Source organism: Agrococcus sp. AC640b (assembly GCF_979255995.1).
This window is the reverse complement of record NZ_CEEDMM010000043.1, coordinates 195,855-222,590: the sequence shown is the minus strand read 5'-3', so window position 1 is coordinate 222,590 and position 26,736 is coordinate 195,855. Positions and strand designations below refer to the sequence as shown.

The 26,736-nt window shown below is 71.7% G+C and carries 24 protein-coding genes and 2 tRNA genes; 6 read left to right on the top strand and 20 right to left on the bottom strand.

The genetic code is table 11. The annotated features are described in order from the left end of the window. Positions 1 to 102 precede the first annotated feature (102 nt). The gene (locus tag ACZ6H8_RS14975; protein WP_464147713.1) at positions 103 to 531 is read right to left on the bottom strand and encodes a MarR family winged helix-turn-helix transcriptional regulator; all 429 of its coding nucleotides are present in this window, start codon (positions 529 to 531) and stop codon (positions 103 to 105) included. Positions 532 to 633: 102 nt separating this feature from the next. Further along, a tRNA-Thr gene (locus ACZ6H8_RS14970) sits at positions 634 to 709 on the bottom strand. Positions 710 to 860: 151 nt separating this feature from the next. Here ACZ6H8_RS14970 and ACZ6H8_RS14965 point away from each other — a divergent pair. Further along, on the top strand, positions 861 to 2,537 hold the full coding sequence (locus ACZ6H8_RS14965; RefSeq protein ID WP_464147711.1) for a dipeptide ABC transporter ATP-binding protein: 1,677 nt from the start codon (positions 861 to 863) through the stop codon (positions 2,535 to 2,537). A gap of 118 nt (positions 2,538 to 2,655) precedes the next feature. On the opposite strand, the gene ACZ6H8_RS14960 is transcribed toward ACZ6H8_RS14965, so the two are convergent. From ACZ6H8_RS14960 to ACZ6H8_RS14910, 11 genes are all read right to left on the bottom strand, one after another. Further along, positions 2,656 to 3,540, bottom strand: coding sequence for an ABC transporter permease (locus ACZ6H8_RS14960; RefSeq protein WP_464147753.1), 885 nt, complete (start codon positions 3,538 to 3,540; stop codon positions 2,656 to 2,658). Positions 3,541 to 3,611: 71 nt separating this feature from the next. Continuing rightward, entirely contained in the window at positions 3,612 to 4,616 is a 1,005-nt protein-coding gene (locus ACZ6H8_RS14955; protein ID WP_464147709.1) for an ABC transporter permease, read from the bottom strand. Between the two features lie 76 nt (positions 4,617 to 4,692). Continuing rightward, positions 4,693 to 6,378 (bottom strand): ABC transporter substrate-binding protein, encoded by a 1,686-nt coding sequence (locus ACZ6H8_RS14950; RefSeq protein ID WP_464147708.1) that lies wholly within the window; start codon positions 6,376 to 6,378, stop codon positions 4,693 to 4,695. Positions 6,379 to 6,559: 181 nt separating this feature from the next. After that, positions 6,560 to 7,156, bottom strand: a complete 597-nt coding sequence (locus ACZ6H8_RS14945) for a TetR/AcrR family transcriptional regulator (protein WP_464147707.1) — start codon at positions 7,154 to 7,156, stop codon at positions 6,560 to 6,562. A gap of 50 nt (positions 7,157 to 7,206) precedes the next feature. Continuing rightward, positions 7,207 to 8,799 carry an alpha/beta hydrolase gene (locus tag ACZ6H8_RS14940; RefSeq protein WP_464147706.1) on the bottom strand — a complete coding sequence of 531 codons (1,593 nt, stop codon included), beginning with the start codon at positions 8,797 to 8,799 and terminating at the stop codon, positions 7,207 to 7,209. 54 nt (positions 8,800 to 8,853) lie between these two features. Further along, positions 8,854 to 10,002 (bottom strand): DNA polymerase III subunit delta', encoded by a 1,149-nt coding sequence (locus ACZ6H8_RS14935; RefSeq protein WP_464147705.1) that lies wholly within the window; start codon positions 10,000 to 10,002, stop codon positions 8,854 to 8,856. 33 nt (positions 10,003 to 10,035) lie between these two features. Then, entirely contained in the window at positions 10,036 to 10,662 is a 627-nt protein-coding gene (gene tmk / locus ACZ6H8_RS14930; protein WP_464147704.1) for a dTMP kinase, read from the bottom strand. A 2-nt stretch (positions 10,663 to 10,664) separates the two neighbouring features. Beyond that, the gene (gene topA, locus ACZ6H8_RS14925; protein ID WP_464147703.1) at positions 10,665 to 13,337 is read right to left on the bottom strand and encodes a type I DNA topoisomerase; all 2,673 of its coding nucleotides are present in this window, start codon (positions 13,335 to 13,337) and stop codon (positions 10,665 to 10,667) included. A gap of 105 nt (positions 13,338 to 13,442) precedes the next feature. Continuing rightward, positions 13,443 to 13,826, bottom strand: a complete 384-nt coding sequence (locus ACZ6H8_RS14920) for an Rv3654c family TadE-like protein (protein WP_464147702.1) — start codon at positions 13,824 to 13,826, stop codon at positions 13,443 to 13,445. Between the two features lie 2 nt (positions 13,827 to 13,828). Then, on the bottom strand, positions 13,829 to 14,152 hold the full coding sequence (locus ACZ6H8_RS14915) for a TadE family type IV pilus minor pilin (protein WP_464147701.1): 324 nt from the start codon (positions 14,150 to 14,152) through the stop codon (positions 13,829 to 13,831). Further along, positions 14,149 to 14,325, bottom strand: coding sequence for a DUF4244 domain-containing protein (locus tag ACZ6H8_RS14910; RefSeq protein ID WP_464147700.1), 177 nt, complete (start codon positions 14,323 to 14,325; stop codon positions 14,149 to 14,151). The genes ACZ6H8_RS14915 and ACZ6H8_RS14910 overlap by 4 nt, the downstream gene beginning before the upstream one ends. Positions 14,326 to 14,481: 156 nt before the next feature. Between ACZ6H8_RS14910 and ACZ6H8_RS14905 the strand changes: the two genes are divergently transcribed. After that, positions 14,482 to 15,204, top strand: coding sequence for a DUF805 domain-containing protein (locus ACZ6H8_RS14905; RefSeq protein WP_464147699.1), 723 nt, complete (start codon positions 14,482 to 14,484; stop codon positions 15,202 to 15,204). 12 nt (positions 15,205 to 15,216) lie between these two features. On the opposite strand, the gene ACZ6H8_RS14900 is transcribed toward ACZ6H8_RS14905, so the two are convergent. Continuing rightward, positions 15,217 to 16,053: a hypothetical protein gene (locus ACZ6H8_RS14900; protein WP_464147697.1), complete on the bottom strand. Its 837-nt coding sequence runs from the start codon at positions 16,051 to 16,053 to the stop codon at positions 15,217 to 15,219. After that, positions 16,040 to 17,026: a TadA family conjugal transfer-associated ATPase gene (locus tag ACZ6H8_RS14895; RefSeq protein WP_464147696.1), complete on the bottom strand. Its 987-nt coding sequence runs from the start codon at positions 17,024 to 17,026 to the stop codon at positions 16,040 to 16,042. The genes ACZ6H8_RS14900 and ACZ6H8_RS14895 overlap by 14 nt, the downstream gene beginning before the upstream one ends. Before the next feature lie 312 nt (positions 17,027 to 17,338). Between ACZ6H8_RS14895 and acs the strand changes: the two genes are divergently transcribed. After that, a complete protein-coding gene (acs, locus tag ACZ6H8_RS14890) occupies positions 17,339 to 19,282 on the top strand; it encodes an acetate--CoA ligase (protein ID WP_464147694.1) in 1,944 nt (647 codons plus the stop codon). Positions 19,283 to 19,357: 75 nt separating this feature from the next. Here acs and ACZ6H8_RS14885 read toward each other — a convergent pair whose 3' ends face one another. Next, positions 19,358 to 19,816 carry a RidA family protein gene (locus ACZ6H8_RS14885; RefSeq protein WP_464147693.1) on the bottom strand — a complete coding sequence of 153 codons (459 nt, stop codon included), beginning with the start codon at positions 19,814 to 19,816 and terminating at the stop codon, positions 19,358 to 19,360. Then, on the bottom strand, positions 19,813 to 19,965 hold the full coding sequence (locus tag ACZ6H8_RS14880) for a DUF4177 domain-containing protein (RefSeq protein WP_260980139.1): 153 nt from the start codon (positions 19,963 to 19,965) through the stop codon (positions 19,813 to 19,815). Before ACZ6H8_RS14880 ends, ACZ6H8_RS14885 begins: the two co-directional genes overlap by 4 nt. A gap of 53 nt (positions 19,966 to 20,018) precedes the next feature. Between ACZ6H8_RS14880 and ACZ6H8_RS14875 the strand changes: the two genes are divergently transcribed. The 3 genes from ACZ6H8_RS14875 (at position 20,019) to ACZ6H8_RS14865 (ending at position 23,661) form a co-directional block, all read left to right on the top strand. Next, on the top strand, positions 20,019 to 22,601 hold the full coding sequence (locus ACZ6H8_RS14875; protein ID WP_464147692.1) for a transglycosylase domain-containing protein: 2,583 nt from the start codon (positions 20,019 to 20,021) through the stop codon (positions 22,599 to 22,601). Positions 22,602 to 22,656: 55 nt separating this feature from the next. Continuing rightward, positions 22,657 to 23,553 carry a metallophosphoesterase gene (locus ACZ6H8_RS14870; RefSeq protein WP_464147691.1) on the top strand — a complete coding sequence of 299 codons (897 nt, stop codon included), beginning with the start codon at positions 22,657 to 22,659 and terminating at the stop codon, positions 23,551 to 23,553. Positions 23,554 to 23,584: 31 nt separating this feature from the next. Then, a tRNA-Pro gene (locus ACZ6H8_RS14865) sits at positions 23,585 to 23,661 on the top strand. Positions 23,662 to 23,713: 52 nt separating this feature from the next. Here ACZ6H8_RS14865 and ACZ6H8_RS14860 read toward each other — a convergent pair. The 3 genes from ACZ6H8_RS14860 to ACZ6H8_RS14850 all read right to left on the bottom strand — a co-directional run bounded on the left by ACZ6H8_RS14860 (position 23,714) and on the right by ACZ6H8_RS14850 (position 26,637). Next, positions 23,714 to 24,313, bottom strand: a complete 600-nt coding sequence (locus ACZ6H8_RS14860) for a thymidine kinase (protein ID WP_464147690.1) — start codon at positions 24,311 to 24,313, stop codon at positions 23,714 to 23,716. An 11-nt stretch (positions 24,314 to 24,324) separates the two neighbouring features. Further along, positions 24,325 to 24,957: a sigma factor-like helix-turn-helix DNA-binding protein gene (locus tag ACZ6H8_RS14855; RefSeq protein WP_464147689.1), complete on the bottom strand. Its 633-nt coding sequence runs from the start codon at positions 24,955 to 24,957 to the stop codon at positions 24,325 to 24,327. A gap of 177 nt (positions 24,958 to 25,134) precedes the next feature. Continuing rightward, positions 25,135 to 26,637, bottom strand: coding sequence for a malate:quinone oxidoreductase (locus ACZ6H8_RS14850; protein WP_464147688.1), 1,503 nt, complete (start codon positions 26,635 to 26,637; stop codon positions 25,135 to 25,137). Positions 26,638 to 26,736 lie beyond the last annotated feature (99 nt).

Here is a 26,736-nt window from a genome sequence, read left to right as displayed (position 1 = left end):
TCAGGCGCCAGAGCGACTCATGCGTGTCGGCGCGAGGCGGCGAGCGCGGCCCGCAGCGGGCGCATGCCGCTCGGCGCCGCCCTCAGGTCCGCGTCGCGGCGGTCACGACCAGCGACGCGCGCTCAGCGACTGCACGATCTGCAGCAGCTGCGCCCGCAGCGCGTCCGCGTCGTCGACCGCCGGGATCGCGCGCGCCTCGAGCGAGCGCGCCTCCGCCCACGCCGACTCCCCCGCGGGCGTGCGCGCGACGAGCCGCGAGCGCCGATCCTGCGGGTCGGGCGTTCGCTCCACGTGACCCTCGCGCTCGAGACGGTCGACCGTCCGCGAGATCGTCTGCACCTCGACCCTCGCGCGCCTCGCGATCTCGGCCTGCGGCAACGGGCCGGCCGAGAGCAGGTCGAGCACGACGAGCCCAGCGTGCGTGATGCCCGCGGACTGCAGCACCTCGTGCCACTCGTGCTCGACGAGCCGCGCGGCAGCGGCCAGCAGGCGCCCAGTGGGCCACTCGCGCATGTCGGGGGCATCGGGCACGACACTCACCGTATCCCCGGTTCCCGTGGATGCGACGCGACCGGTCCGCTCACCCGCGCCGAGCATGGAAGAAGGCCCCCGCGCACGGCGGGGGCCTTCGTCTGGAGCCACCCGAGGGAATCGAACCCTCGACCTATTCATTACGAGTGAATCGCTCTGCCAACTGAGCTAGGGCGGCGTGTGCCGCACGCGGCACGAACAGCAACGATAGCAAACTTCGCGCCCGCTCGCGTGCCACGCGTCGCCCCGCTCGACGCCCAAGGCTACGGTCGTGTGACGATCCGCGGGAACGACGGATGCGGGCACCGCGGGTCGGGCAGGATTGCTGCATGACCGAGCCCGCTGCCGAGCCCGTCGAGCCCACCGCGACGCCCGACGCCGAACGCGCACCGCTGCTGCGCGTGCGCGACCTGCGGGTGTCGTTCCGCACCCTGGCGGGCACGGTCGAGGCCGTGCAGGACGTGTCGTTCGACATCGAGGCGGGCGAGACGGTCGCGATCGTCGGCGAGTCCGGCTCCGGCAAGTCGACGACCGCGATGGCGATCATCCGCCTGCTGGCCGACAACGCGACCATCGCAGACGGCAGCATCCAGCTCGACGGCCGCGAGCTCGTGGGCCTCGCCGAGTCGAAGATGCGCAGCATCCGCGGCGCCGAGATCGGCATGGTGCCGCAGGATCCGATGTCGAACCTCAACCCGGTGTCGAAGATCGGCACGCAGGTCGCAGAGACGCTGCTCGTGCACCGCAAGGCCACGCGGCGCGACGTCGACGCGAAGGTCGTCGAGGCCCTGTCGGCCGCGGGACTGCCGGACGGCGAGCAGCGTGCGAAGCAGTATCCGCACGAGTTCTCCGGCGGCATGCGCCAGCGCGCCCTCATCGCGATCGGCCTCGCGTGCGCCCCGCGCCTCCTCATCGCCGACGAGCCCACGAGCGCCCTCGACGTCACGGTGCAGCGCACGATCCTCGACCAGATCGACCGTCTCACCGAGGAGCTCGGCACGAGCGTGCTGCTCATCACCCACGACCTGGGCCTCGCCGCCGAGCGTGCCTCGAAGGTCGTCGTCATGCACCGCGGCCGCGTCGTCGAGGCGGGGTCTGCCGCCGACATCCTGCAGCGGCCGCAGCACGAGTACACGAAGGCGCTCGTCGCCGCCGCTCCCTCGGTCGCCGCGGCGCGCGCCGAGGTCATCGAGCACGGCCCCGCGGACGGCGAGGCGGCCGCGGCCGACAACATCGTCGAGATCACGGGTCTCACGAAGGTCTACCCCGTGCGCGGCGGCGACGACTTCACTGCTGCGAAGGACGTGTCGTTCGTCATCCCGCGCGGGCAGACGGTCGCGATCGTCGGCGAGTCCGGATCCGGCAAGACGACGACGGCGCGGATGCTGCTGCGAGCGGTCGAGCCGACGTCGGGATCGATGCTGTTCGACGGCGCGGAGATCGCCGACCTGAAGGGCGACGAGCTGCGGCAGTTCCGGCAGCGCGTGCAGCCGGTGTTCCAGGACCCGTACTCGTCGCTCAACCCGTCGTTCACGATCGGCCGCATCGTCGGCGAGCCCCTGGATGCGTACAAGCGTGGCTCGCGCGCCGAGCGCCGCGCGCGCGTGCGCGAGCTCATGGACCAGGTGTCGCTGCCGCAGTCGATGCTGCGCCGCTACCCCGGCGAGCTCTCGGGCGGGCAGCGGCAGCGCGTCGCGATCGCGCGGGCGCTCGCGCTCAAGCCCGACCTCGTCGTGTGCGACGAGCCGGTGTCGGCGCTCGACGTGCTCGTGCAGTCGCAGATCCTGCACCTGCTGGGCGAGCTGCAGCGCGAGCTGGGCCTGTCGTACCTGTTCATCTCCCACGACCTCGCGGTCGTGCGGCTCATCAGCGACCACGTCGCCGTCATGCAGCGCGGCGAGATCGTGGAGCAGGCGCCGAGCGAGGAGCTGTTCCAGAACCCGCGGCACCCGTACACGCGACAGCTGCTGGCATCCATCCCCGGTGCGGAGCTCGGCGCGGCCTGACGCTGCCCGGCTCGCGCACCGGGCCGCCGCCGCCCGGCCGATCGGTCACGTCCGACGACTGCGTGGGCAGGAGCTGCAGCGCCTCGCGTCCGACGTCTGCGACTCCTGCCCGATCGAGCTACGCGCGCCGCTGCCTCGGGTCGAGCGCCTCGCGCAGCGACTCGCCGAACAGCGTGAAGCCGAGCGCCGTGATGGCGATGCAGATGCCGGGCAGGAACGCCAGGTGCGGCGCGATCGCCAGCTCGTTCTGCGCATACGTGAGCATGCGGCCCCACTCGGCCGTCTCGGGCCTGCCGCCGCCGAGCCCGAGGAACGACAGCGCCGCCGCGTCGATCACGGCGGTCGCGAGCGCGAGCGTCGCCTGCACGACCACGGGGCCCAGCGCGTTCGGCAGCACGTGGCTCATCGTGATCGTGCGCCGCGAGAGTCCGAGCGTCTGCGCTGCGAGCACGTAGTCCGACGAACGCTGCTGCAGCATCGACGAGCGCAGCAGGCGCGCGAAGATCGGCACCTGGCTCACGCCGATCGCGATCATCACCGACGCGGGCGTCTGCCCGAGCACCGCTGCGATCGAGACGGCCAGCAGCAGGTTCGGCACCGAGAGCAGGATGTCGACGACGCGCATGACGAGGTTGTCGACCCAGCCGCCGAAGTTCGCGGCGACGAGCCCCAGCAGCATGCCGCCCGCGAGCCCGAGCGCCGTCGACACGAGACCGATCAGCAGCGACGCCTGCGCACCCCAGATGAGCTTCGACAGCACGTCGCCGCCGAACCGGTCGAGGCCGAGCGGGAACTGCGCGAGCTCGCCGGGCACGGGGATGCTCGTGGGCGTGATCTCGGATCGCCCGGGCAGCGCGGTGCCCGCGTACGGTGCGAGCACGGGCGCGAGGATCGCGACGAGCACGAAGACGCCGACGATCCCGGCGCCGACGATCGCCTGCGGATTGCGGCGCAGCCTCGAGAAGGCGGCGCCCCACACGCTCGTGCCGGCCTCGCGAGGCACCGGGCCGGAGCCCTTCGGCTCCTGGGGCTCCGGGGCGATGCTGGCGTCGCCGGAGGGAGGGAGGACGGCGCTCACTGGACACGCACCCTGGGATCGATGAACGAGTAGCTGACGTCGACGACGAGGTTGATGAGGGCGTAGCCGACGGCGATGAACAGGATGAAGCCCTGCAGCACCGGGAAGTCGCGGGAGAAGATCGCCGACGCGAGGAACTGGCCGACGCCGCTGAAGGCGAAGACCGTCTCGGTGAGCACCGCCCCCGAGATGAGCAGCCCCACCTGCAACCCGATGGTGGTGACGACCGGCAGCATCGCGTTGCGCAGCACGAAGCGGCCGCGGATCGTCGACTCGAGCACGCCCTTCGCGCGCGCCGTGCGCACGTAGTCGGCGCCGAGCACGTCGAGCACGCTCGCACGCGTGATGCGCACGATGATCGCGAGCGGGATGGTGCCGAGCGCGATGCCGGGCAGCACGAGGTGCAGGAACGCATCCCATGCGGCGTCGAGCTCGCCGGTGAGCAGCCCGTCGAGCACCCAGAACCCGGTGAAGTGCGTCGCGTCGATGCGCGGATCCTGCCTGCCGTCGGGCGGGAACCAGCCGAGCTCGACCGCGAAGACGTACTTGAGGATGAACGCGAGGAAGAACACGGGGATGACGATGCCCAGCAGGCTCAGCACCACCGAGCCGTGGTCGATCGCCCGCCCGTAGTGCTTCGCGGCGAGGTAGCCCAGCGGCACGCCGATGAGCACCGCGAAGAGGATCGCGAACGTGGCGAGCTCGAGCGTCGCGGGGAAGCGGCGCGCGAACTCCTCGAGCACGGGTCGTCCCGTCTCGATCGAGACGCCGAAGTCGCCCGTGAGCAGCCGCCCCATGTAGGTGACGTACTGCTCCCAGATGGGGCGGTCGAAGCCGTACAGCGCGTTGATGCGCTCGACGGCCTCTGGGGTCGCGCGCTCGCCGAGGAGCGCGGTCGCGGGTCCGCCGGGGAGGGCGCGGACCCAGAGGAACAGCAGCAGGCTCAGCCCGACGAGGGTCGGGACGAGGAGCGCCAGGCGCTTGCCGATGACTCGGAGCACGAAGGCCTTTCGTCAGGAGCGGTGGGTGGGGCCGGTCGCCCGGCCCCTCCCACCGATGGTCATGCGTGCGTCGCGACTACGACGTGAGCACGATCTGGCTGAACACCTCGTCGTTCACGGGGCTCGTCGGGAACGACTCGACGCGCTCCGAGAAGGCCAGCGACGGGGCCGGGTGCGCCAGCGGCACGCCGGGGATGAAGGTCGCGACCTCCTCGTTGATGTCCTCGTACAGCGGGATCTGCGCGTCGAGGTCCGGCTCCGCGCGGGCGGCGGCCAGGTCGTCGAACAGCTGCTGGTTGTCGAAGCCCCACTCGTTCGACTGGCTGCCGAAGAAGACGCCGAGGAAGTTGTCGGTGTCGTTGTAGTCACCCGTCCAGCCGAGCAGGTGGATGCCGTGGTCGGCACCGCCCTGGATGCGGTCGAGGTAGTCCGGCGACCATGCGTCGGGCTGCGGGGTGACGGTGATGCCGACCTCCTCGAGCTGGGCGGAGACGTTCGTGAAGATCTCCTCCGGGTTCGGCATGTACGGACGCGAGACGTTCGTCGGGTAGTTGAACTGCAGCGTGAAGCCGTCCGGGTAGCCGGCCTCGGCGAGCAGCTGGCGTGCCGCCTCCGGGTCGTACTCGTACTCGGTGACGTCGTCGTTGTAGCCGGCGACCGACGGCGGGATGAACTGGTTGGCGGGCTCGGTGCCCTCCGGCAGCGTCTGCGACACGAGCTGGTCGCGGTCGATCGCCATCGTGATGGCCTGGCGCACGCGCACGTCCTGCAGCTCGGGCACCTGCTGGTTCATGCCCAGGTAGAGGATCGTGAACGGGTCGCGCGACTCGATGAGGTAGCCGTCCTCCTCGAGCGCCGCAGCGTCGGCGGGGCTCACGAGGTCGTAGCCGTCGATGTCGCCCGCCTCGAGCGCCTGACGGCGTGCGGTCGGGTCGTCGATGACGCGGAAGATGATGTCCTGCACCTGACCCTGCTCGCCCCAGTAGTCGTCGTACGCGGTGAGCTCGAGCTGCGAGCCGCGCTCCCACGAGTCGAACGAGAACGGTCCGGTGCCGACGGGGTTGCCGTTGGCGTAGTCCGAGAGCGTGGGGGCCTCCTCGGTGCCGCCCACGTCGTCGGCGCCGAACTCCTCGAGGGCCGTGGGGCTCTGCATCGCGAACGCGGGCAGCGACAGCGCGGCGATGAAGCCTGCGAAGGGCTGCGCGAGCGTCACGGTGGCGACGAGGTCCTCGTCGACGGAGCAGGACTCGTAGACCGCGTTCTCCGGGCTGTCGGCGTAGCCCTTGAAGAGGCTCGTGTAGTAGTAGGCCATGCTCTCGGCCTGCGCGACGCCGGTGAAGTTGTACCAGCGGTCGAAGTTGAAGCAGACGGCCTCGGCGTCGAACTCGGTGCCGTCGTGGAAGGTCACGCCCTCCTTGAGCTGGAAGGTGTACGACAGGCCGTCGTCCGACTGCTCCCACTCCTCGGCCAGCAGGGGCTCGGGGTCGGCGGTGCCCGCCTCGACGCCGACGAGACCCTCGAAGATCTGGCGCGAGACGCGGAACGTCTCGCCGTCGCTGGCGAACGCGGGGTCGAGACCCTGCGGGTCGGCGGAGGCGGCGAAGACGAACGTCGAGTCGACGTCGTCGGAGCCGCCGCCCGTGCCGGGCTCGTCGCGGTCGCTCTGCACGCAGCCGACGAGCGCGACGGCTGCGGCGGTGGCACCTGCGAGCGCCACGAGGGCGCGGCGCCTGGATGCGGGTCGGGACACGGTGACCTCCATGGTCTGCGGTGCTGTGGGAGGCCAGCGGCGGGTCGGCGTCGAGCCGACGCCGTCGCAGGCGTTGCCAGTACGCTACCCGCGCCCACGACGCGGGATCGGCCAGATGGCGAGGTCGTGACCGGACCGTGACCAGCGGGCGGCGGGCGGCGACCGGCGGGCGACGACGCCGCCGCCGAAGGGATCAGGCGACCGTCGCCTCGCGCACCATGCGTCGCACCTCGTCGAACGTCGCACGCACGGCGTCCTCGAGGCTCTCCGCTCCCGCACGGTCGACCCAGCGCATCCATCCGGCGCGCAGCGCCCCCATCGCCACGAGCGCGGCGATGCGGCCGCGCTCGTGCGCGCGGTCGGCGCCGTCGAGGTCGGCTCGGCGCTCGGCGAGCCGCACGAGCTGCTGCTCGATCTCGTGGCTCTGCAGCATGCGGCGGGCGAAGAGCTCGGGATGCTGCCGCATGACGTCGCGGCGCAGCATGATGAGGCCGCGGTCGAGCTCGCGGTCGCCGAGCACCTGCAGCGCGACGGTCTCGAGCATGTCGAGCAGGTCGGCACCGACCGTGGGGTCGGCGTCGTCCGGGAAGCGCATGGGCTCGCCGATGAGCGCCTCGTCGCGGGTCGCGAAGTAGTTGAAGAACGTGCGCGGGCTCACGTCGGCGCGTGCGGCGATCGCGTCGACGGGCGGTTGCAGGTCTCCGCGCTCGAGGGCGAGCTCGAGCGCGGCGCGCTGGATGGCCGCGCTCGTGCGCCTGCGCTTGCGCGCTCGCAGTCCTTCGTCCGTCATGGCACCATGATTGCAGTCACTGCAAGGTTGCAGCGAATCCCCATGGCTCGTCAGCAGTCGTCGATGTCGGCCGAGGGCGCCGTGCCGGTCAGGAAGTACGCGTTCACCGGCTCGTCGACGCACGCGTTGCCGAGGTTGTACTGCGAGTGGCCCTCAGCATCGACCGAGATGAGCACGCCGCTGTCGAGCTGCTCCGCGAGGGTCACCGACTGCTCGTACGGGGTCGCCGGGTCGTTGCGGCCGCCGATGACGACGATCGGCTCGGCGCCCGGAGCCGTGATGACGTGCGGCTCGCGCGTCGCCTCGAACGGCCACGCAGCACACGTCGACATGCCCGAGAACGCCTGCCACAGCGTCGGAGCGACCGTGCGGATCTCCTCCGCGTTCGCACGCACCTCGTCGAAGTCGGTCACCGCTGGCGCGTCGAGGCAGTTGACCCCGATGAGCGCCTCGAACGAGTTGTCGGCGAACGTGCCGTCGGGGTTCACGCCGTAGTAGCGGTCCGACTCGGCGAGCGCCGAGTCGGCGTCGCCTGCCAGCACGTCCGAGATCACCGAGCGCAACGTGCCCCACTGCTGCGGCGAGTACAGGTTCGCCGCGATCGCCGTGAACATCGTGCTCGAGCCGAGCTCGCGTCCATCGGTGCCCGCGACGGGTGCCGCCTCGAGTCCGTCGAGGAACGCGCCCACCTGCTGCATGCCCTCGTCGGCGTCGGCAGCATCGAACGGGCACTCGCCGACGCTCAGGCAGTCGGTCATCCAGTTGCGCAGCGCGAGCTCGAAGCCACCCGCCTGGAACAGCGTGCCGTCGGCATCGGTCGCATCGGGTGCCACGGCGGCGTCGAGCACGAACCTGCCGACGTGCTCGGGGAACAGGTCGGCGTACGTCGAGCCCAGCAGCGTGCCGTACGAGACGCCCAGGTACTGCAGCCGCTCCTCGCCCAGCAGGGCGCGGATGAGGTCCATGTCGCTCGCGGCCTGCTCGGTGCCCATGAACTCGAGCGCCTCGCCCGTGTGCTGCAGGCACGCGTCGCCGAACTCGGCGGCATCGTCGAGCTGCTGCTGCAGCGCCTCGTCCGACAGCGGCTCGGGGCTCGGACCCTCGGGGATCTCGTACAGGTAGTCGTAGAGCGTCGACGGGTCGTCGTAGCAGGTGATGGGCGTCGACTGGCCGACGCCGCGAGGGTCGAAGCCCACGAGGTTGTAGTGCTCGAGCACCTCCGGCGCCACGAGATAGTCGCCGTACTCGCGCACGTACTCCAGGCCAGAGGCACCCGGCCCACCCGGGTTGTAGAGCATCGTGCCCCACGCCTCGCCGTCTGCGGGGCGCACGATCATGCTGACCTCGATCGAGCGGCCGTCGTCGGCGCCGAACCAGTCCATGGGGGCGTCGATCGTGCCGCACGTCATGCCGCCTGCGCACAGCGTCCAGTCGACGTCCTGCGTGTAGTACGGCTCGAGGGCGGCGTCGACGTCCTCGCCGGTGGGGGTGAAGTCGAGGGCGCCGGAGCCGTCCGGCGTCGGTGGCGTGCCACCCTGGCCCGGCGCGAGCGACGGCGGCACGAGGACGCAGCCGGAGAGCGCGATCGCGACCGCTGCGGCGAGCGCGGCGACGGTCGTGCTGCGGCGGAGCCTCGAAGCCATGGGAGTCCCTTCGTCCGCGCTCATGCTACGTGCGAGCGCCTGGGCGTGCGATGCTCACCGCTGCGACGGCGCGGCGGCGACGACGAGCAGCGCCTCGAGCGCCAGCAGCGGCGGCACGTTCGCCTCGATGCGATCTCTGGCGACCTGGATGGCGTCGAGCACGGCGAGCGCATCCTCGGGCCGCCGCCCGTGCGCCGCCTCCTCGATCCGGGATCGCTGCGCCGCGTTCACGAGCTCGGTCGCGACGCCGAGCTGCGTGAGCAGGATGTCGCGGAACAGCGACAGCAGATCGACGAGGATGCGGTCGACGCCGTCGCGCAGACCCCGCTTCGCGCGGTCCTTCTGCACCTTCTCGAGCTCGCGCAGCTGCTTGCGCAGCTGCGGCGGCACGGTGCCGCCGGGTGCGATGCCGAGCTGCCGCAGCGCCTGCTCGCGTTCGGCGGCGTCCTGGTCGGCGCTCATCGCCTCGGCGTCGGCGCCGGCGATCTCGACGTAGCGGGCCGCCGCGAGCACCGCGTGGCCGGCCGTCTGCACGCGCAGGGCGATGTCGAGCGTCTCGGTCCGGCGGGCGCGCGCCTCGTCGCTCGTGGCGAGCCTGCGTGCCATGCCGATGTGGCTCTGCGCCTCGCGGGCGACCTGCGCGGCGAGCGCGGGGTCGACGCCGTCGCGCTCGACCAGCAGCCTCGCGACCGCGTCGGGGTCGGGCACGCCGAGCGACACGGTGCGCACGCGCGAGCGGATCGTCGGCAGCAGGTCGCTCTCGCCGGGCGCGCACAGCACCCAGATGGTGTCCTCCGGCGGCTCCTCGAGCGCCTTGAGCAGGGTGTTCGACGTGCGCTCGATCATGCGATCCGCGTCCTCGACGACCACGACTCGGTACCGCGACGACGCCGGCGACATCGACGCGCGCTGCACGGCCTCGCGGGCCGCGGCGATCGAGATGGTCACGCCCTCGGTCGCGAGCACGACGAGGTCGGGATGCGTGCGTGCGTCGACCTGCACGCGCACGCGCTCGTCGACGCCGTCCGGCGGCGACAGCAGCGCCGCTGCGAAGGCGAACGCGAGGTTCGAGCGACCGGAGCCTGGCGGGCCGGTGATCAGCCACGCATGCGTCATCGCCGACGTGTCGGGCGACGCGGCGGCGCGGCGCAGCGTCGCGACCGCGGCGTCCTGGCCGACGATCTCGCCCCACGGATCGCTCACGCTCGCGCTCCCCTCGCCTCGACGCCCACGGCGTCAGCCTGCCAGCAGGGCGACGACGCGCTCTCGGACGGCAGCGTGGATGACGTCCGGCGCGCTCGCCGCGTCGACGACGACGACGCGGTCCGGGTGGGCCGCGGCGAGCGCGAGGTACTGGGCGCGCACGCGGTCGTGGAAGTCGTCGGGCGCCTCCTCGAGGCGGTCGTAGGGTGCGTCGGCTCGCGCAGCCATGCGACGCCGACCCTCGGCTGGGTCGAGGTCGAGGAGGATCGTGAGGTCGGGCAGCAGCCCGTCGACGGCCCACAGCGACAGGTCGCGCACCTCGTCGGCGCCGAGGACCCGGCCTGCGCCCTGGTAGGCGACCGACGAGTCGATGTAGCGGTCCTGCAGCACGACGTCGCCGCGCTCGAGCGCGGGTCGCACGAGCGTCGCCACGTGATGGGCGCGATCGGCGGCGTAGAGCAGTGCCTCCGCGCGCGGCGCGACGTGCCCGCGGCGATGCTGCACGAGATGTCGGATCTCCACGCCCAGGTCGGTGCCGCCCGGCTCCCGCGTGGTCACGACCGTGTGCCCGCGATCGCGCAGCCACGCCGCGAGCAGCGTCGACTGCGTCGTCTTGCCCGAGCCGTCGCCGCCCTCGAGCGTGAGGAAGAGCCCGGCCACGCTCACTTCTTGGCTGGCGTGCGCCGCTTCGCGGGCGCCTTGCGGGCCGGCTTCTTCACCGGTCCCTTGTCGCGCTTGATCTGCAGCAGCTCCACGGCACGCTCGAACGTGACGTCCGAGACCTCCTCGCCGCGCGGGATCGTCGCGTTCGTCTCGCCATCGGTGACGTACGGACCGAAGCGGCCGTCCTTCACCTTGATGGGCTTGCCGCTGACGGGGTCGGCATCGAACTCGGCGAGCGCCGACGACTGGCGCCTGCCGCCGTACTTCGGCTGCGCGAGCTTCTCGATCGCCTGCTCGAGCGTGATCGAGAAGATCTCGTCCTCGCTGTCGAGCGACCGCGTCTCGGTGCCCTTCGTGATGAACGGGCCGTACCTGCCGTTGCGCACCGTGATGGGCGTCGCCGACTCGTCGGCCGGGTCGACGCCGATCGTGCGCGGCAGCGACAGCAGCTGCACGGCGGTGTCGAGGTCGATGGTCTCGGGCGACATCGACGCGAAGAGCGATGCGGTGCGCGGCTTCGGCGGCTTCGGCACCTTCTTCGGCTTGCCGGTCTTCGTGAGGGCGGGCTCCGCCGGAGTCTCGGGCTCGGGCTCGAGCTCCTGGACGTACGGGCCGAAGCGGCCGTCCTTCACGATGATGGACTTGCCGGTCTCCGGATGCTCGCCGAGCACGCGCTCCTCGACGGGCGGCGCATCGAGCAGCTCCTGCGCACGCGCGAGCGTGAGCTCGTCAGGGGTGAGCTCCTCAGGCACGTTCGCGCGCTGCAGCGTGCCCTGCTCGTCGGTGCGCTCGAGGTACGGGCCGTACTGGCCGACGCGCAGCGTGACGCCCTCGCCCAGGTCGATGGAGTTCACGGCGCGCGCGTCGATCTCGCCGAGGTTGCCGACGACGTCGCGCAGACCCGGCTTGCCGTCGTGGCCGCGGTAGAAGCGCGACAGCCACTCGACCCGATCGGCGTCGCCATCGGCGATGCGGTCGAGGTCGGCCAGCATCTCGGCGGTGAAGTCGTAGTCGACGTACTGCCCCAGGTGCTGCTCGAGCAGGTTCATCGTCGCGAAGGCGATCCACTCGGGCACGAGGGCGCCGCCGCGCAGGGTGACGAATCCGCGGCGCACGATCGTGTCGATGATCGACGCGTAGGTCGAGGGGCGGCCGATCTCGAGCTCCTCGAGCGCCTTGACGAGGCTCGCCTCCGTGTAGCGCGGCGGCGGCGTGGTGACGTGATCCTTGCGGTCGAGGCTCTCGAGCCCCAGCGCATCCTTCGCCTGCACGTCCGGCAGCGTCGCGTCCTGCTCGGCGTCGTCGGCGTACCGGTCGACGTCCTTGCCCTCCTCGTAGGCCTGCAGGAACCCGGGCTCGGTGATGACCGTGCCGGATGCGGTGAACTCGGCCACGCCGCGGCTCGTCGCCTCGGAGGCGATCGTGATCGTGGCCGTCTGCCCCGTCGCGTCGATCATCTGGCTCGCGACGGTGCGCTTCCAGATGAGGTCGTAGAGGCGCGACTCGTTGTCGGTGAGGCGGCCGGCGAGCGACTTCGGCGTCTGGAACGCGTCGCCAGCCGGACGGATCGCCTCGTGCGCCTCCTGCGCCGACTTCGACTTGCCCGAGTAGAGGCGCGGAGCCGGCGGCACGGCGCCGTCGCCGTAGAGCGCGACGGCCTGCGTGCGCGCGGCCGAGATGGCCTGCGCGGACAACGACGGCGAGTCGGTCCTCATGTAGGTGATGTAGCCGTTCTCGTAGAGCGACTGCGCGACCGACATCGTCTGCTTCGCCGAGAAGCGCAGCTTGCGACCGGCCTCCTGCTGCAGCGTCGACGTGGTGAACGGCGCCGACGGGCGCCTGCGGTACGGCTTCGACTCGACGCCGGCGACCGTGAACGACGACTGCTCGAGCTCGTCGCCGAGCGCGGCGGCGGCCTCGGCGTCGAGGATGGTGCGCACGCCCTTCACCCGACCGCGGTCGTCGAAGTCGGATCCCGTGGCGATGCGTGCGCCGTCGAGGCGCACGAGCCTGGCGAGGAAGTGCTTGCCCTTGGCGTCGAACGTCGCGGCGAGGCTCCAGTACGCGGCGGGCACGAACGCCATGCGCTCGCGCTCCCGGTCGACGATGAGGCGAGCCGTCGGCGACTGCACGCGACCGGCCGACAACCCCTGGCGCACCTTGCGCCACAGCACGGGGCTCACCTCGTAGCCGTAGAGGCGGTCGAGGATGCGGCGGGTCTCCTGCGCGTCGACGAGGTCCATGTCGAGCTGGCGCGTGTTGTCGCGGGCGTGCTCGATGGCCTCCTTCGTGATCTCGTGGAAGACCATGCGCTGCACCGGCACCTTGGGCTTGAGCACCTCGAGGAGGTGCCACGCGATGGCCTCGCCCTCGCGGTCCTCATCCGTCGCGAGGATGAGCTCGTCTGCGTCCTTGAGCGCCTTCTTGAGCTCGGTGACCGTCTTGCGCTTGTCGTCGTTGACGACGTAGTACGGCTCGAAGGCGGAGTCGACGTCGACGGCGAACTTGCCGAACGGCCCCTTCTTCATGTCGGCCGGGAGGTCGCGGGGGCTCACGAGGTCGCGGATGTGCCCCACCGAGGCCATGACCTTGTAGCCCTCACCGAGGTAGCGCTCGATCGTCTTGCCCTTCGCAGGGCTCTCGACGATGACGAGCCTGATGCCGTCTGCCAACGCAATTCCTTCCCGCGGACGGTTCCACACACTACACACGACGCGGGACGCCGCCGTGCCGCCGAGCGTGGGCGTTCGCCGCAGGCGTGCCCGGGCGCCGTCGCGTCACGACGCCTCCTGCTCGAGGGCGGGTTGGCCAGCGACCGCCGTCGCGACCACCGGCAGCCCGCCTGCGTCGCGCACGACGACCGTCGACGTGAGCCCGTCGAGCACGCAGTCGACGACGCGCGCGCCATTGGCGCCCGCGAGCACCTCCGCACGCGCGCACGGGTCGACGTCGCTGAAGCCTGCTGCGGCATCGGCGGCGGCGAGCGCCGCGGCGTCGGCTGCCGCATCCACGCGCGCCGACGCCACCACGACGGCGCACGCCGCGAGCACCACCGCGGCAGCCGCGACGCACGCGGCGACGAGCGCGAGCGCCAGCACCGTGCCTGCGCCTCGGTCGTCGGCGAGCGCAGCACCGCGAGCGCCGTGCGGTGCAGGCGTCATCGTCATCGACCGCTCGCGTCCGCGCAGCTGGAGGCGACGAGCGGCACCACGCCGCCGAGGGCCTCGCTGCGCACCGTGACGCACACGAGGTCGCCCGTCGTCGCGACCTCGACCGTCGCAGCGCCGGCGTGCTCCTGCGCCGCATCGCCACGGCCGGCCGCGCGCGCGGCGTCGCCTGCGGCGTCCTGCAGGCGCACCTGCTGCGCGGCGGCCCCCACGCCGCCGATCGCGAGCGCCGCCACGACGACCACCGCGGGCAGCGCCGCCGCGAGCTCGGCCGTCACGGCGCCGCGCTCGCCGTGCAGGTCGCGACGGCGCCACCTCACTGCTGCACCGTGAGCGCTCGCTGCACCATGTCGGTGAGCACCTGACGCACCTCGTCGCTGCGCAGGATCACCACGAGCAGCCCTGCGAAGCCGACCGCCGCCATCGTCGCCACCACGTACTCCGCGGTCGCCGCCCCTGCCTCGTCGTCGACGAGCATCCTGAGCCTGAGCATCTCCACCCTCTTCCCTCCGCGCCCCGTGCGCGGGCCACCACGACAGCACGGACGCCGCCTGCGCGACCTCGCCTGCGCCGCGATTGTGGACGGCGCCGGCCTGTGAGGACGCGGCCACCGAGCGGATGCGGAGGTGCGCGCTGGTTGACTGCTGGCATGCCAGTGCCCCTCGACCAGCCGCACTACGGGATCGGCCCTGCGGGGATGGTGCGATTCCTCCGCAAGTACGCGACGTTCCGAGGTCGTGCGAGCATGAGCGAGTTCTGGTGGGGGCAGCTGACGCTCTTCCTCGCCACGACGGTGCTGACGGCGCCCGGCGTCATCGTCTACGCGATCGGCACCATCACGATCGTCCGGGAGTCGATCGAGTCGCCGTCGACCGTCGGCGGATCCAGCACACCCCTCGAGCTGCTGCTCCCCGGTCTCGGGCTCCTCATGCTCGGGAGCCTCCTCTCCCTCGGCCTCCTCGTGCCGCACCTCGCGCTGACGTGGCGCAGGCTGCAGGACGCCGGCCTGCACGGCGGCCTCTCGTTCGCGTTCATCGTCGGCGGCTGGGCGCTCGGCGGCGTCGTGCCGTTCGTCGGGTTCGCGTACCTCGTTCCCGGCGTCCTGCCGTCCTCGCTGCGCAGCGGGCGGTTCGAGCACGCAGCGAGCCCCGTGCTGCCGCCGAACGTCGATCCCGCGACCTGGCATGCGGCACGCGCCTGGGCGCTCGCGGCCGAGCCGGGGCACGTGCAGCAGCCATGGCCGCCGCAGCAGCAGGGGCCCGCCCAGCAGTGGCAGCAGCAGCCGTGGCCGGCCCAGCAGTGGCCTCAGCAGCAGCAGTGGGATGCGCAGCAGCCGTCGCCCGAGCAGCACGACGCCCAGCCGCGCGGCTGACGCGCAGGCTCGTCAGGCGATCGGCGCGATCGCCTGCTGCAGCATCGTGAGCACGAGCGGCACGATCGCGAGCAGCCCGAACGCCGGCAGCACGCACACGCCCAGCGGCACGACGAGCCGCACCGATGCGCGCTCGGCTCGCTCCTGCCCTGCGAGCCGCTCCCGCGTGCGCGCCGCCTCCGCCTCCGCCTGCAGCAGACCCGCCGCAGGCACGCCCGCAGCCTCTGCGATGCGCAGCGTCTCGTCGATCGTCTCGGCGTCGACCCCGGCGACGCCGTGCGTCTGCAGCGCCGAGGCCACCATCGTGCGGGCCCGCGCCACGCCGACGCCGCCAGCGAGCGCGACCGCGACGAGCTCGAGCTCGAGCCCTGCGGTGGGCGATCCACGCGTGGCAGCCGCGACGATGCGCCGCGTCCACACGAGCGCGATGCCCCCGAGCGCGATGCCGGTCGCGAGCGCGACGAGGCCGATCGGCGACCCGACGAGGGCGCCGAGCGGATCGAGCCCGAGCAGCATGCCGAACCCGATGCCCACGAGCGGCAGTGCGGCGACGACTCTCGCGGTCGACCGCGGCGCGGCGAGCGCGACGTCGACGGCCCGCAGACCCGCCGCGCGATCGCGCAGCGTGCCTGCCAGGCGCGCGAGCACCGCGGCGACCGGCGCGCCCGCCTCGGCCGCGACGTCGAGCGCGACGTCGCACAGCCGCCACGCCTCGGCGTGCGCGTCGTCGCGGCTCGCACGGTCGACGCCCACGTAGCCCCAGGCGGCGTGCAGCGGCACCCCACCTGCCGTCACGGCGGCGACGCGCTGCACGTGGGTCGCGACCGCCTCGAGGTCACGCGCGCGCATCGGCCACCTCGAGCCGGTCGTCGCGCATCGTGAGCGCGCCCACGGCGACGATGCGCCGCCGATCGGCGTCGCGCTCGACGTGCAGCACGGCGTCGAACGCGCTCACCGCCTGCCGAGCGAGGGCCGCGGGCGACAGCCCGGCGAGGGCGCCGAGCGCCTCGAGTCGCGCTGGCACGTCGGCGAGCGCGTTCGCATGCAACGTGCCCGCGCCGCCGTCGTGGCCGGTGTTGAGGGCGGCGAGCAGCTCGCGGATCTCCGCGCCTCGGCACTCCCCCAGCACGAGCCGATCCGGTCGCATGCGCAGCGCCTCCCGCACGAGCCGAGCGAGGTCGACCTCGCCGACGCCCTCGAGGTTCGCCTGCCGCGTCTGCAGCGCGACGACGTGGTCGTGCGCGATGCGCAGCTCGGCGACGTCCTCGATCGTCACGATCCGCTCTCCCGGTGCCGCCGCGGACAGCATCGCGCCGAGCAGCGTCGTCTTGCCCGAGCCACCTGCGCCCGTCACGAGCACGTTGGCGCGGCGTGCCACGAGCGCGTCGACGCGTGCGCGACCCACGAGCGAGAACGCGCCCGCGGATGCGAGCGCATCGAGCCCCAGCGCATCGGTGCGCGGCAGCCGGATCGACAGCTGCGTGCCCGCGACGGCGACGGGCGGCAGCGCGACGTGCACGCGGATGCCGTCGTGCAGTCGCACGTCGACGCACGGCGTGGCCTCGTCGACGTGCCTGCCTCCCGCCTCCACGAGCCGCGTCGCGAGCGCCCGCACGCGTGCCTCGTCGAGCACGATGGGCGTCTGCACGGCCCCGGCTCCGCGGTCGACCCACGCGCGCCCCGCGACGACGAACACGTCGGTCACCGCCGCGTCGCCCACGAGCGGCGCCAGCTCGCCGAACTCGCGCAACGGCGCGCCCGAAGCGCCGAGCCTCGCCGCGGGCGCCACGGGCAGTCCTGCGACGAACGGGATGCCTGGCATGCGCTGCACCCTGCCAGCGGGCGCATCGCCCACGCCTCGAGCGCGGCTGCTCGGTGGAGAGCGCGGGCCTGTGGAGACGCCCGCACACGGAAGGCGGCGCCCATTGGGGGGAACGGGCGCCGCCGCAGACGCACGGATCGGGGGAATCCGACGCAGCCTGCCGTGTCGACACGGGATCGACACCCGGAGCATACTCCGGCCCCTCCGCCCGCGTCAGGCGGGATCCCCCGTGCGCAACCGTTCGCAACCGGCGAGCGGTCGCGCATCCCATAGGGTCGGATGGTCACGTCCAGATGCAAGGGAGCACCCGACATGACCGAGCACCTCGAGCACCTCGTCTCCGAGTCGCGCACCTTCCCACCGAGCGACGCGTTCCGCGCCCAGGCGGTCGCGGGCGCGGGGCTCTACGAGGAGGCGGATGCCGACCGGCTCGCGTTCTGGGCCGATCGCGCTCGCGAGCTGCACTGGCATCGCGACTTCACCGAGGTGCTCGACTGGCAGCCGCCGCACGCGCGCTGGTTCGGCGACGGGCAGCTGAACGTCGCCTACAACTGCCTCGACCGTCACGTCGAGGCGGGCCTCGGCGACCGCGTCGCGCTCCATTGGGAGGGCGAGCCGGGCGATCGGCGCACCATCACGTACGCCGAGCTCACCGACGAGGTCAAGCGACTCGCCAACGTGCTCGAGGCCCACGGCGTCGGCGACGGCGACCGCGTCGCCATCTACCTGCCGATGCTGCCGGAGGCGGTCGCCGCGATGCTCGCCTGCGCGCGCATCGGCGCCATCCACTCGGTCGTGTTCGGCGGCTTCAGCGCCTCGAACCTGCGCATGCGCATCGACGACGCGAAGGCGACGTTCGTCATCACGGCAGACGGCACGTGGCGCAAGGGCAAGGTCCTGCCGCTCAAGCCCGTCGTCGACGAGGCGCTCGCGAGCGACGGCCACGACGTGTCCGGCGTGCTCGTCGTGCGCCGCGGCGAGAACGACGTCGAGTGGGTCGAGGGCCGCGACCGCTGGTACCACGAGGCGATGGCCGAGGTGGAGGCCGACCACGAGGCTCCCGGCCTCGACGCCGAGCACCCGCTGTTCATCCTCTACACGTCGGGGTCGACGGGGAAGCCGAAGGGCATCCTGCACACCTCCGGCGGCTACCTCACGCAGGCGGCCTTCACGCATCGCGCGGTGTTCGACCTGCATCCCGAGACCGACGTGTTCTGGTGCACGGCCGACGTCGGCTGGATCACCGGCCACTCCTACGTCGTCTACGGGCCGCTGGCGAACGGCGCGACGCAGGTGCTCTACGAGGGCACGATGGACACCCCCGGCCCCGAGCGCCCGTGGGAGCTCATCGAGCGCTACGGCGTCACCATCTTCTACACGGCGCCGACGGCGATCCGCACGTTCATGAAGCTCGGGCGGCAGCACGTGCAGTCGTCGGACCTGTCGAGCCTGCGGGTGCTCGGCACCGTGGGCGAGCCCATCAACCCCGAGGCGTGGCTCTGGTACCGCGAGGTCGTCGGCTCGGGCCTCACCCCCATCGTCGACACGTGGTGGCAGACCGAGACGGGCGCGATGATGATCGCCCCGCTGCCCGGCGTCACCGCGCTGAAGCCCGGCAGCGCGCAGGTGCCGCTGCCTGGCATCGTGATCGACGTCGTGGACGAGTCGGGTGCCGTCGTCGAGGACGGCGAGGGCGGCCTGCTCGTCGTCACCGAGCCGTGGCCGTCGATGCTGCGCACCATCTGGGGCGACGACGACCGGTATCGCGAGACGTACTGGGAGAAGTTCGGCGACCGCTACTTCGCAGGCGACGGCGCTCGCAGGGACGAGGACGGCGACATCTGGCTGCTCGGCCGCGTCGACGACGTCATGAACGTCTCCGGGCACCGGCTGTCGACGGCCGAGATCGAGTCGTCGCTCGTCGGCCACGAGTCGACGGCGGAGGCGGCCGTCGTCGGCGCCTCCGACGAGACGACGGGGCAGGCGGTCGTCGCGTTCGTCATCCTCAAGGCGCGCTTCGCCGACGCGCAGAGCGTCGAGGAGTCGGAGCGGTCGCTGCGTGCGCACGTCGCATCCGACATCGGGCCCATCGCACGCCCGCGGCAGGTGTTCATCGTGCCCGACCTGCCGAAGACCCGCTCGGGCAAGATCATGCGCCGCCTGCTGCGCGACCTCGCGGAGGGACGCGACCTCGGCGACACCACGACGCTCGCCGACCAGGGCGTCGTCGAGGCGATCCGCTCGCAGCTGCGCTGATCCCCGCTCGAAGCACAGGAGGTTCTCGGCCGCTCGTGAGGTCACACGCGGCCGAGAACCTCCATCGGTCGGTGGCTAGGCGAACTCCGCGATGAGCTCGATCTCGACGGGAGCGCCCAGCGGCAGCTCCGCGACGCCGACGGCGCTGCGCGCATGCACGCCCGCGTCGCCCAGCAGCTCGCCGAGCAGCTCGGATGCGCCGTTCACGACGCCCGGCTGCCCCGAGAACCCGGGGGCGCTCGCCACGAAGCCCGTGACCTTCACGATGCGCGTCACGCGGTCGAGCGAGCCGATCTGCGACTCGACGGCCGCGAGCGCATTGAGGATGCACGTCGCCGCGTACGTCTTCGCATCCTCGGGCGACACCTCGGCGCCCACCTTGCCGGTCGCGGGCAGCGCGCCGTCGACGAACGGCAGCTGGCCGGACGTGTAGACGTGGCTGCCGGAGATCACCGCGGGCACGTACGCCGCGACGGGCGGTGCGACCGGCGGCAGCGCGAGGCCCAGCTCGGCGAGGCGGTCTGCGACGCTCACGCCTTCGGCCGCTTCAGGAAGGCGATGAGGCCGCCCTCCGCGCCCGTGGCGATGTGCACGAGCTCCCATCCGTCTGCTCCCCAGTTGTTGAGGATCGCCGTCTCCTTGTGGATGAGGAGCGGGGTCGTCGCGTACTCCCAAGTGGTCATGAGTCCTCCGTGCCGAACGAGCGTTCATAGCGTGGTGCCGTACCCTCGCTAGCATGCCAGCCCGCTCGAACGCCAAGCACGCGCCGGGATCCCTGCTCGGGAGCCTGCTCGGCCTCATCGGCTTCAGCGTCGTCGCCGGCCTCCTCGTGAGCGCCACCGTCACGCCCGCCGTCGCCGTCGCCTCCAGCACCGCCAACAGCGGCCTGGACATCTTCGAGAACCTGCCGGAGTTCGCCCAGATCGACGAGCAGTCCGAGGTCTCCACCATCTTCGGAACCCTCGACGGGCAGAACGTGCCCATCGCCGAGTTCTACAGCCAGAACCGCGAGGTCGTCACGCTCGACCAGGCAGGGCAGTGGGCGCCGCTCGCCGCCATCGCCGGCGAGGACCGCCGCTTCTACGACCACGGAGGCGTCGACGCGCCGTCGATCATCCGCGCCGCCGTCGGACAGGTCACGGGTGGCTCCGGCGGAGCCTCGAGCCTCACGATGCAGCTCGTGCGCCAGCAGATCGTCGAGGTCGCATGCCAGGTCGTCGACGTCGAGACCGACGAGCGCTTCGACCAGGAGCTGTGCGACGACCAGACCACCGACTCCTACGGCCGCAAGCTGCAGGAGATGCGCTTCGCGATCGGCCTCGAGCAGCGGTACACGAAGAACGAGATCCTCGCCGCGTACCTCAACATCGCCAACTTCGGCCAGGCGACGTACGGCATCGAGGCGGCTGCGCAGCGGTACTTCGGCGTCAACGCCAACCAGCTCACCATCGCGCAGGCCGCGTCGATCATGACGATCGTGCAGAACCCCTCGACGCTGCACCTCTTCTCGCCGGACAACTACCAGCGCAACGAGGTTCGCCGCAACTACATCATCGACGCGATGCTCGAGGTCGGCTACATCACCCAGGAGCAGCACGACGAGGCGGTCGCGACCGTCATCGACGAGAGCTTCGTGAACATCCAGCCCGCGCAGAACGGCTGCATCGCCTCCTACTACGGCTCGACGGGCTTCTTCTGCGACTACGTCACCGAGCTGCTCGACGAGCCGCAGCCAGATGGCAGCTTCATCCTCGGCGCCGACCGCGAGGCGGCGACGCGCACGCTGTCGCTCGGCGGCCTGCAGATCTACACGACGATCGACGTCGGCCTCAACGAGGAGGTGCAGGCGACGCTCGACGAGTACGTGCCGAACACCGAGCAGCGCCTCGAGTACGGCGGTGCCGTCACGATGCTCGACGTGCAGACCGGCCGCATCCTCGCGATGGCGCAGAACAAGGACTACGACGACACCGAGGCGCACGATCCCCTCACCGAGACCGGGATCAACTTCAACGTCGGACCGCAGTACGGCGGAGGCAACGGGTTCCAGCCGGGCTCGGGATTCAAGATCTTCACGCTCGCCGCGTGGATCGAGGCCGGCTACTCGGTGAACACGTCGCTCGACACCTCCAGGCGCGAGCGCACCGTGCCGACCTGCGACGGACCGTCGCGCTTCGACCCGCAGAACAACGAGGGCCTGAACTCCAGCCGCTCGACGGTCACCGACATCTTCGTGAACTCCCTCAACACGGGCACGATCGAGATGGGCACGCGCCTCAACACCTGCGACGTGCTCGACATCGCGGAGGACATGGGTGCCAGCCCGGCGATGGGCGGCTCGTACCGTGACGAGGCGTACGCCAACGACCGCGGCGCGTCCGCGCTCATCGGTGGTGCAGCCAACGTGACGCCGCTCGGCATGGCGCAAGCGTTCCAGACGATCGCCAACGGCGGCGTGCACTGCGAGCCGACCGCGATCGACAGCATCGTCGCACGCGACGGCGCCGCGATCCCGGCCCCCGAGGGCGAGTGCGAGCAGGTCATCACGCCGGAGGTGGCGTCGGTGATGCAGTTCGTGCTGCAGCAGGTCACGAACCGCAACCCGCTCAACAACCCCCCTGGCAACGCCCCCGTGATCTCGAAGACGGGCACGAACGACAACGTCGTGCAGACGTGGGTCAACGGCGCGTCGTCGTCGATCGCGACGAGCGTGTGGGTCGGCAACATCCGCGGCCAGGTCGGCATCTTCGGCCTCGGCGGCAGATCGATGTGGAACGTCCGATCGACCGTGTTCACCAACGTCATGGCCGATGCCCTCGCCCGCTACCCCGGCGGCGAGTTCCTGCAGCCGGACGCCGAGACGCTGCAGGGCAACGCCGTCGCCCTGCCGAACGTGGCCGGGCAGACGCCCGACGATGCCCGCGCGGCGCTCGAGGGCGCCGGCTTCACGGTCGTCGTCGGCTCGACCGTCGCCGGTGCGCAGGAGAGCGGGCGCGTCGAGTACACGGCGCCGGGCGCGGGGGCGCTCGTGCTGCCGGAGACGTCGATCACGCTGCTCATCAGCGACGGCTCGCAGTATGCGCCGCCCGGGGTGGCCATCCCGACGCTCGAGGGGCAATCCCTCGCCGACGCGAGATCGACGATGACCGACAGCGGTCTCGACCCGGGCGCGTTGCAGATCACCTGGAGCCAGGCACCTGGCAACCAGCGCTGCGAGGTGCTCGACCAGAACCCCGACGCCGGCACCGAGGGAGCTCCCGACTCGCCCGTGTCGATCGTCGTCGGGTCGAACCAGGACGGCCAGGACCCTGGCTGCTGACGCCTCCGGGCGCGCCCTCGGCATCGCCGCGGGCGCGCTCGTCGGCCTGGGGGTCGTGACCACCGCGTACGCGACGCTCGTCGAGCGCACCGCCTACCGCGTTCGTCACGAGACGATCCGCGTGCTCCCCGCAGGCAGCGCGCCCATCCGCGTGCTGCACCTCGCCGACCAGCACCTCGCGCCGTGGCAGCGGGGCCGCATCGAGTGGATCCGCTCCCTCGCCGCGCTCGAGCCCGACCTCGTGATCTCGACGGGCGACGCGCTCGGGCATCGCGACGCCATCCCGGCCGTCGCGGCGTCGCTCGAGCCGCTGCGCGGCATCCCCGGCGTCTTCGTGCACGGCTCGAACGACTACGTCGGCCCCATGCTCAAGAATCCGCTGCGGTACCTGCGCGGCCCCTCCTCGAAGGGGGGCGCCGCGCACGCGTCCGACCTCGACACGGCAGCGCTCGAAGCCGTCTACGCCGACCTCGGCTGGCTCGACCTCGACAACCACGCGCGCGGCCTCGAGATCGCAGGCACGCGGCTCGCGCTCGTCGGCGTGCACGACGCGCACCACGGATGGGATCGACTCGACGTCGCCCTCGACGAGCTCGCGACCCTGCGCGACGAGGCCGCCTGGAGCGCGGACACGCTCGGCCCCGTCACGATCGGCGTCACCCACTCGCCCTACCGGCGCATCCTCGACGCATACGCGCGCGAGGGCGCCGACGTGGTGTTCGCCGGCCACACGCACGGCGGGCAGGTGCGCATCCCCGGGGGCCACGCGATCGTCGCGAACTGCGACGTGCCGCGCGAGCAGGCATCGGGCCTCACCACGTGGCGGCACGCCGATCGCAGCGTCGCGCTGCAGGTGTCGCAGGGCATCGGCACGTCGATCTACGCGCCGTTCCGGCTCGGCACCCCGCCCGAGGCCGTGCTGGTGTCGCTGGAGGCCCGCCGGATCGGCTAGCATGGACAGGTTGCTGCGCAAGCGGCGACAACGGGGTGTGGCGCAGCTTGGTAGCGCGCGTCGTTCGGGACGACGAGGCCGCAGGTTCAAATCCTGTCACCCCGACCACGTCGAAGCCCCCTCCACGCGGAGGGGGCTTCCTGCATCTTCGTACACGCGGCTACGCCAGCGCGCCGCCCGACTCGCGCAGGTAGCACGTCGCGCACAGCGACTCGTAGGCGACAGCCTCGCCGTCGATCGCCACCTGGTCGCCCTCGAACACGAACCGGTCCCCCACGCGCCTGCCGTTGAAGAGCGCCTTGCGGCCGCAGCGGCAGATGGTCTTGAGCTCCTCCAGCGAGTGCGCGATCTCCATGAGGCGCGCGGAGCCGGGGAACGCGTGCGTGCGGAAGTCGGTGCGGATGCCGTACGCGAGCACCGGCACGTCGTGGAGCACCGCGATGCGCAGCAGATCGTCGACCTGCTCGGAGGTGAGGAACTGCGCCTCGTCGACGAGCAGGCACGCGATCGCGTCGCCGCCGGGCGCTCCGCCCGCCGCGTGCACGAACGCACCGAGCATCGCGTCGGTCGGCGAGACGACGAAGTCGGCGTCGCGCGTGACGCCGAGCCGCGACACGATGGCGAGATCGCCCTTCGTGTCGGTCGTCGGCTTCGCCAGCAGCACCCGCTGCCCGCGCTCCTCGTAGTTGAACGCCGCCTGCAGCAGCGCGGTCGACTTGCCCGAGTTCATCGCCCCGTAGCGGAAGTAGAGCTTTGCCACGAGGAACCAGGCTAGAGGATGCCGTCCTCCGTCGCGCGCACGATGAGATCCGCGCGCTTGCCAGCGGCGCGATCGACGGCCGCGTACTTCTGGCGCACGCGCCGCAGGAACGTCTTCGCCGTCTCGTACTTCACGTTCATCGCCGTCGCGACCTGCTGCGTCGAGTAGCCCTGCACGTAGTACGTCAGGGCCTGCCGCTCGCCGGGGCTCAGACGAGGACGCTCGAGGGGCGCGCTGCGGCGCACGGCGGGCATCTGCCGTTGGCTCGCACGCCGGATCGCCTGCACGATCTCGAGCATGGGAGTCTTGCGCGGCAGCGCCTCGGCCGCGCCCGCCTGCAGCGCCTGATGGTGGTCGACGGCGCGATCGTCGGCGACGATCACGACCTGCGACCCGGCGGCGACGCACGCCTTGATGCGCGACGCGATCGTCGTGGACTCGTGCCGCAGCTCACCGATGAGCGTCACGTCGGGCGGAAACGACCCGTCCATGGCGAACTCGCGAAACGTGGAGGCGCTGATCACGACGTCGATGTCGGGAGCGTTTCGCTCGAGCCAGACGCGCAGGGACTCGAGCAGGATCGCGAAGTCATCGATGATCCCAAGGGTGATCTGTCCCCTGGTTCGCGCTGCATCGGACACCATGGTCGGATCGTACCCCAAGAACTGAGCAAGCGTCACAAGGTATCCAGATCGCAGCCTGTGACGCTCGAAGACCGCATCCGCGCGCATCTGGACGCAACGCTCGTGCGTGCTGCGAGACACCTCGACGCTTCGAAGCGTCCCGCGTCGTCGGCGTTCGCCGGTCGCGCGCGGGACGCGCTACGCCGACCGCTCCAGCGCGGCGTCGCTCGAGAGACCGTCGATGCCGAGCACGCGCGCCGTGCGGGCGATGCTCGCACGTGCCGCGTCGCGGTCGTCGTTGAGCCTCGTGCCGAACGACGGCACGAGCCGCTCGACCTCGCCGCGCCATGCGGGGAAGCGCTCGGGGAAGCAGCGCTCGAGGATCGTCAGCATGATGGGCGCGGCCGTCGACGCGCCTGGCGACGCCCCGAGGAGCCCTGCGATCGTGCCATCGGCACCCGTGACGATCTCGGTGCCGAACTGCAGCACGCCGCCCTTCTCGGGATCCTTCTTCATGACCTGCACGCGCTGGCCGGCGGTGATGAGGTGCCAGTCGGCCGCGCGCGCGTTCGGCACGAACTCGCGCAGCGCCTCCATCTGCTTCGCCTTGGTCGACAGCACCTCGCCTGCCAGGTACTTCACGAGCCCGAGGTTCGCCAGCCCCGCGCGGATCATCGGGTACAGGTTGTGCGGCCGGATCGACGAGAACAGGTCGAGGTTCGACCCGGTCTTCAGGTACTTCGGGCTGAATCCCGCGTAGGGGCCGAACAGCAGGCTCGCCCGACCGTCGACGACGCGCGTGTCGAGGTGCGGCACCGACATGGGCGGTGCGCCCACGCTCGCCTTGCCGTAGACCTTCGCCAGATGCCGCTCGACGATCGCGGGATCGTCGGTGCGCAGGAACTCGCCCGTGATGGGGAAGCCGCCGAAGCCGTGCGCCTCGGGGATGCCCGACTTCTGCAGCAGGCGCAGCGCGCCGCCACCTGCGCCGACGAACACGAAGCGCGCACGGATGCGCGAGGGCGTGCGGCCCACCTCGTCGCGCAGCCGGATGGTCCACAGACCGTCCTTGCCGCGCTTGAGCCCCTGCACGTCCTTGCCGGTGCGCACGCGCGCACCGCCGCGCTCCATGCCCGCGAACAGCAGCCTCGACAGCGCACCGAAGTCGACGTCGGTGCCCGAGGTGATGCGCGTCGCCGCGATCGGCTGATCCTTGCGGCGACCGGGCACGAGCAGCGGCGCCCACTGCCGGATCTGCCGCACGTCGGTCGAGAACTCGAGGCCCTCGAACAGCGGCTCGTCCTTGAGCGCCTCGTAGCGTCGACGCAGGTAGTCGACGTTCGCCTCGCCCCAGACGAAGCTCATGTGCGGCGTCGCCGAGATGAACGCGCTCGGGTCGGGCAGGAAGCCGTCCTCGACGAGCGTCGACCACAGCTGGCGCGACACCTGGAACTGCTCGTTGATGTCGACGGCCTTCGCAGGCGAGATCGACCCGTCGGGCCCCTCGGGCGTGTAGTTGAGCTCGCAGAGCGCAGCGTGGCCCGTGCCGGCGTTGTTCCACGGGTTCGAGGACTCCTGGGCGACCCCGCCGAGGCGCTCGAACACCTCGATGGACCAGTCGGGCTCGAGCCTCTGCAGGAGGGCACCGAGCGTGGCGCTCATGATCCCACCGCCGATGAGGGCCACATCGATCGTCTTCATCGGCTCCCATGGTACTCGCGTGCGGCGGCGTCCGCGTCACGCATCCGCCGCGCACAGGACGCGCGACGTCCACCGGCATAGTGTCGGACCACCACACGA

What these genes read in the sequence shown, in the direction of transcription:
- ACZ6H8_RS14965 (WP_464147711.1), top strand. Translation starts at nt 861, where the DNA reads ATGACCGAGCCCGCTGCCGAGCCCGTCGAGCCCACCGCGACGCCCGAC.
- ACZ6H8_RS14950 (WP_464147708.1), bottom strand. Translation starts at nt 6,378, where the DNA reads ATGGAGGTCACCGTGTCCCGACCCGCATCCAGGCGCCGCGCCCTCGTG.
- ACZ6H8_RS14945 (WP_464147707.1), bottom strand. Translation starts at nt 7,156, where the DNA reads ATGACGGACGAAGGACTGCGAGCGCGCAAGCGCAGGCGCACGAGCGCG.
- ACZ6H8_RS14940 (WP_464147706.1), bottom strand. Translation starts at nt 8,799, where the DNA reads ATGGCTTCGAGGCTCCGCCGCAGCACGACCGTCGCCGCGCTCGCCGCA.
- ACZ6H8_RS14920 (WP_464147702.1), bottom strand. Translation starts at nt 13,826, where the DNA reads ATGACGCCTGCACCGCACGGCGCTCGCGGTGCTGCGCTCGCCGACGAC.
- ACZ6H8_RS14910 (WP_464147700.1), bottom strand. Translation starts at nt 14,325, where the DNA reads ATGCTCAGGCTCAGGATGCTCGTCGACGACGAGGCAGGGGCGGCGACC.
- ACZ6H8_RS14905 (WP_464147699.1), top strand. Translation starts at nt 14,482, where the DNA reads ATGCCAGTGCCCCTCGACCAGCCGCACTACGGGATCGGCCCTGCGGGG.
- ACZ6H8_RS14900 (WP_464147697.1), bottom strand. Translation starts at nt 16,053, where the DNA reads ATGCGCGCGCGTGACCTCGAGGCGGTCGCGACCCACGTGCAGCGCGTC.
- ACZ6H8_RS14895 (WP_464147696.1), bottom strand. Translation starts at nt 17,026, where the DNA reads ATGCCAGGCATCCCGTTCGTCGCAGGACTGCCCGTGGCGCCCGCGGCG.
- acs (WP_464147694.1), top strand. Translation starts at nt 17,339, where the DNA reads ATGACCGAGCACCTCGAGCACCTCGTCTCCGAGTCGCGCACCTTCCCA.
- ACZ6H8_RS14880 (WP_260980139.1), bottom strand. Translation starts at nt 19,965, where the DNA reads ATGACCACTTGGGAGTACGCGACGACCCCGCTCCTCATCCACAAGGAG.
- ACZ6H8_RS14875 (WP_464147692.1), top strand. Translation starts at nt 20,019, where the DNA reads ATGCCAGCCCGCTCGAACGCCAAGCACGCGCCGGGATCCCTGCTCGGG.
- ACZ6H8_RS14855 (WP_464147689.1), bottom strand. Translation starts at nt 24,957, where the DNA reads ATGGTGTCCGATGCAGCGCGAACCAGGGGACAGATCACCCTTGGGATC.
- ACZ6H8_RS14850 (WP_464147688.1), bottom strand. Translation starts at nt 26,637, where the DNA reads ATGAAGACGATCGATGTGGCCCTCATCGGCGGTGGGATCATGAGCGCC.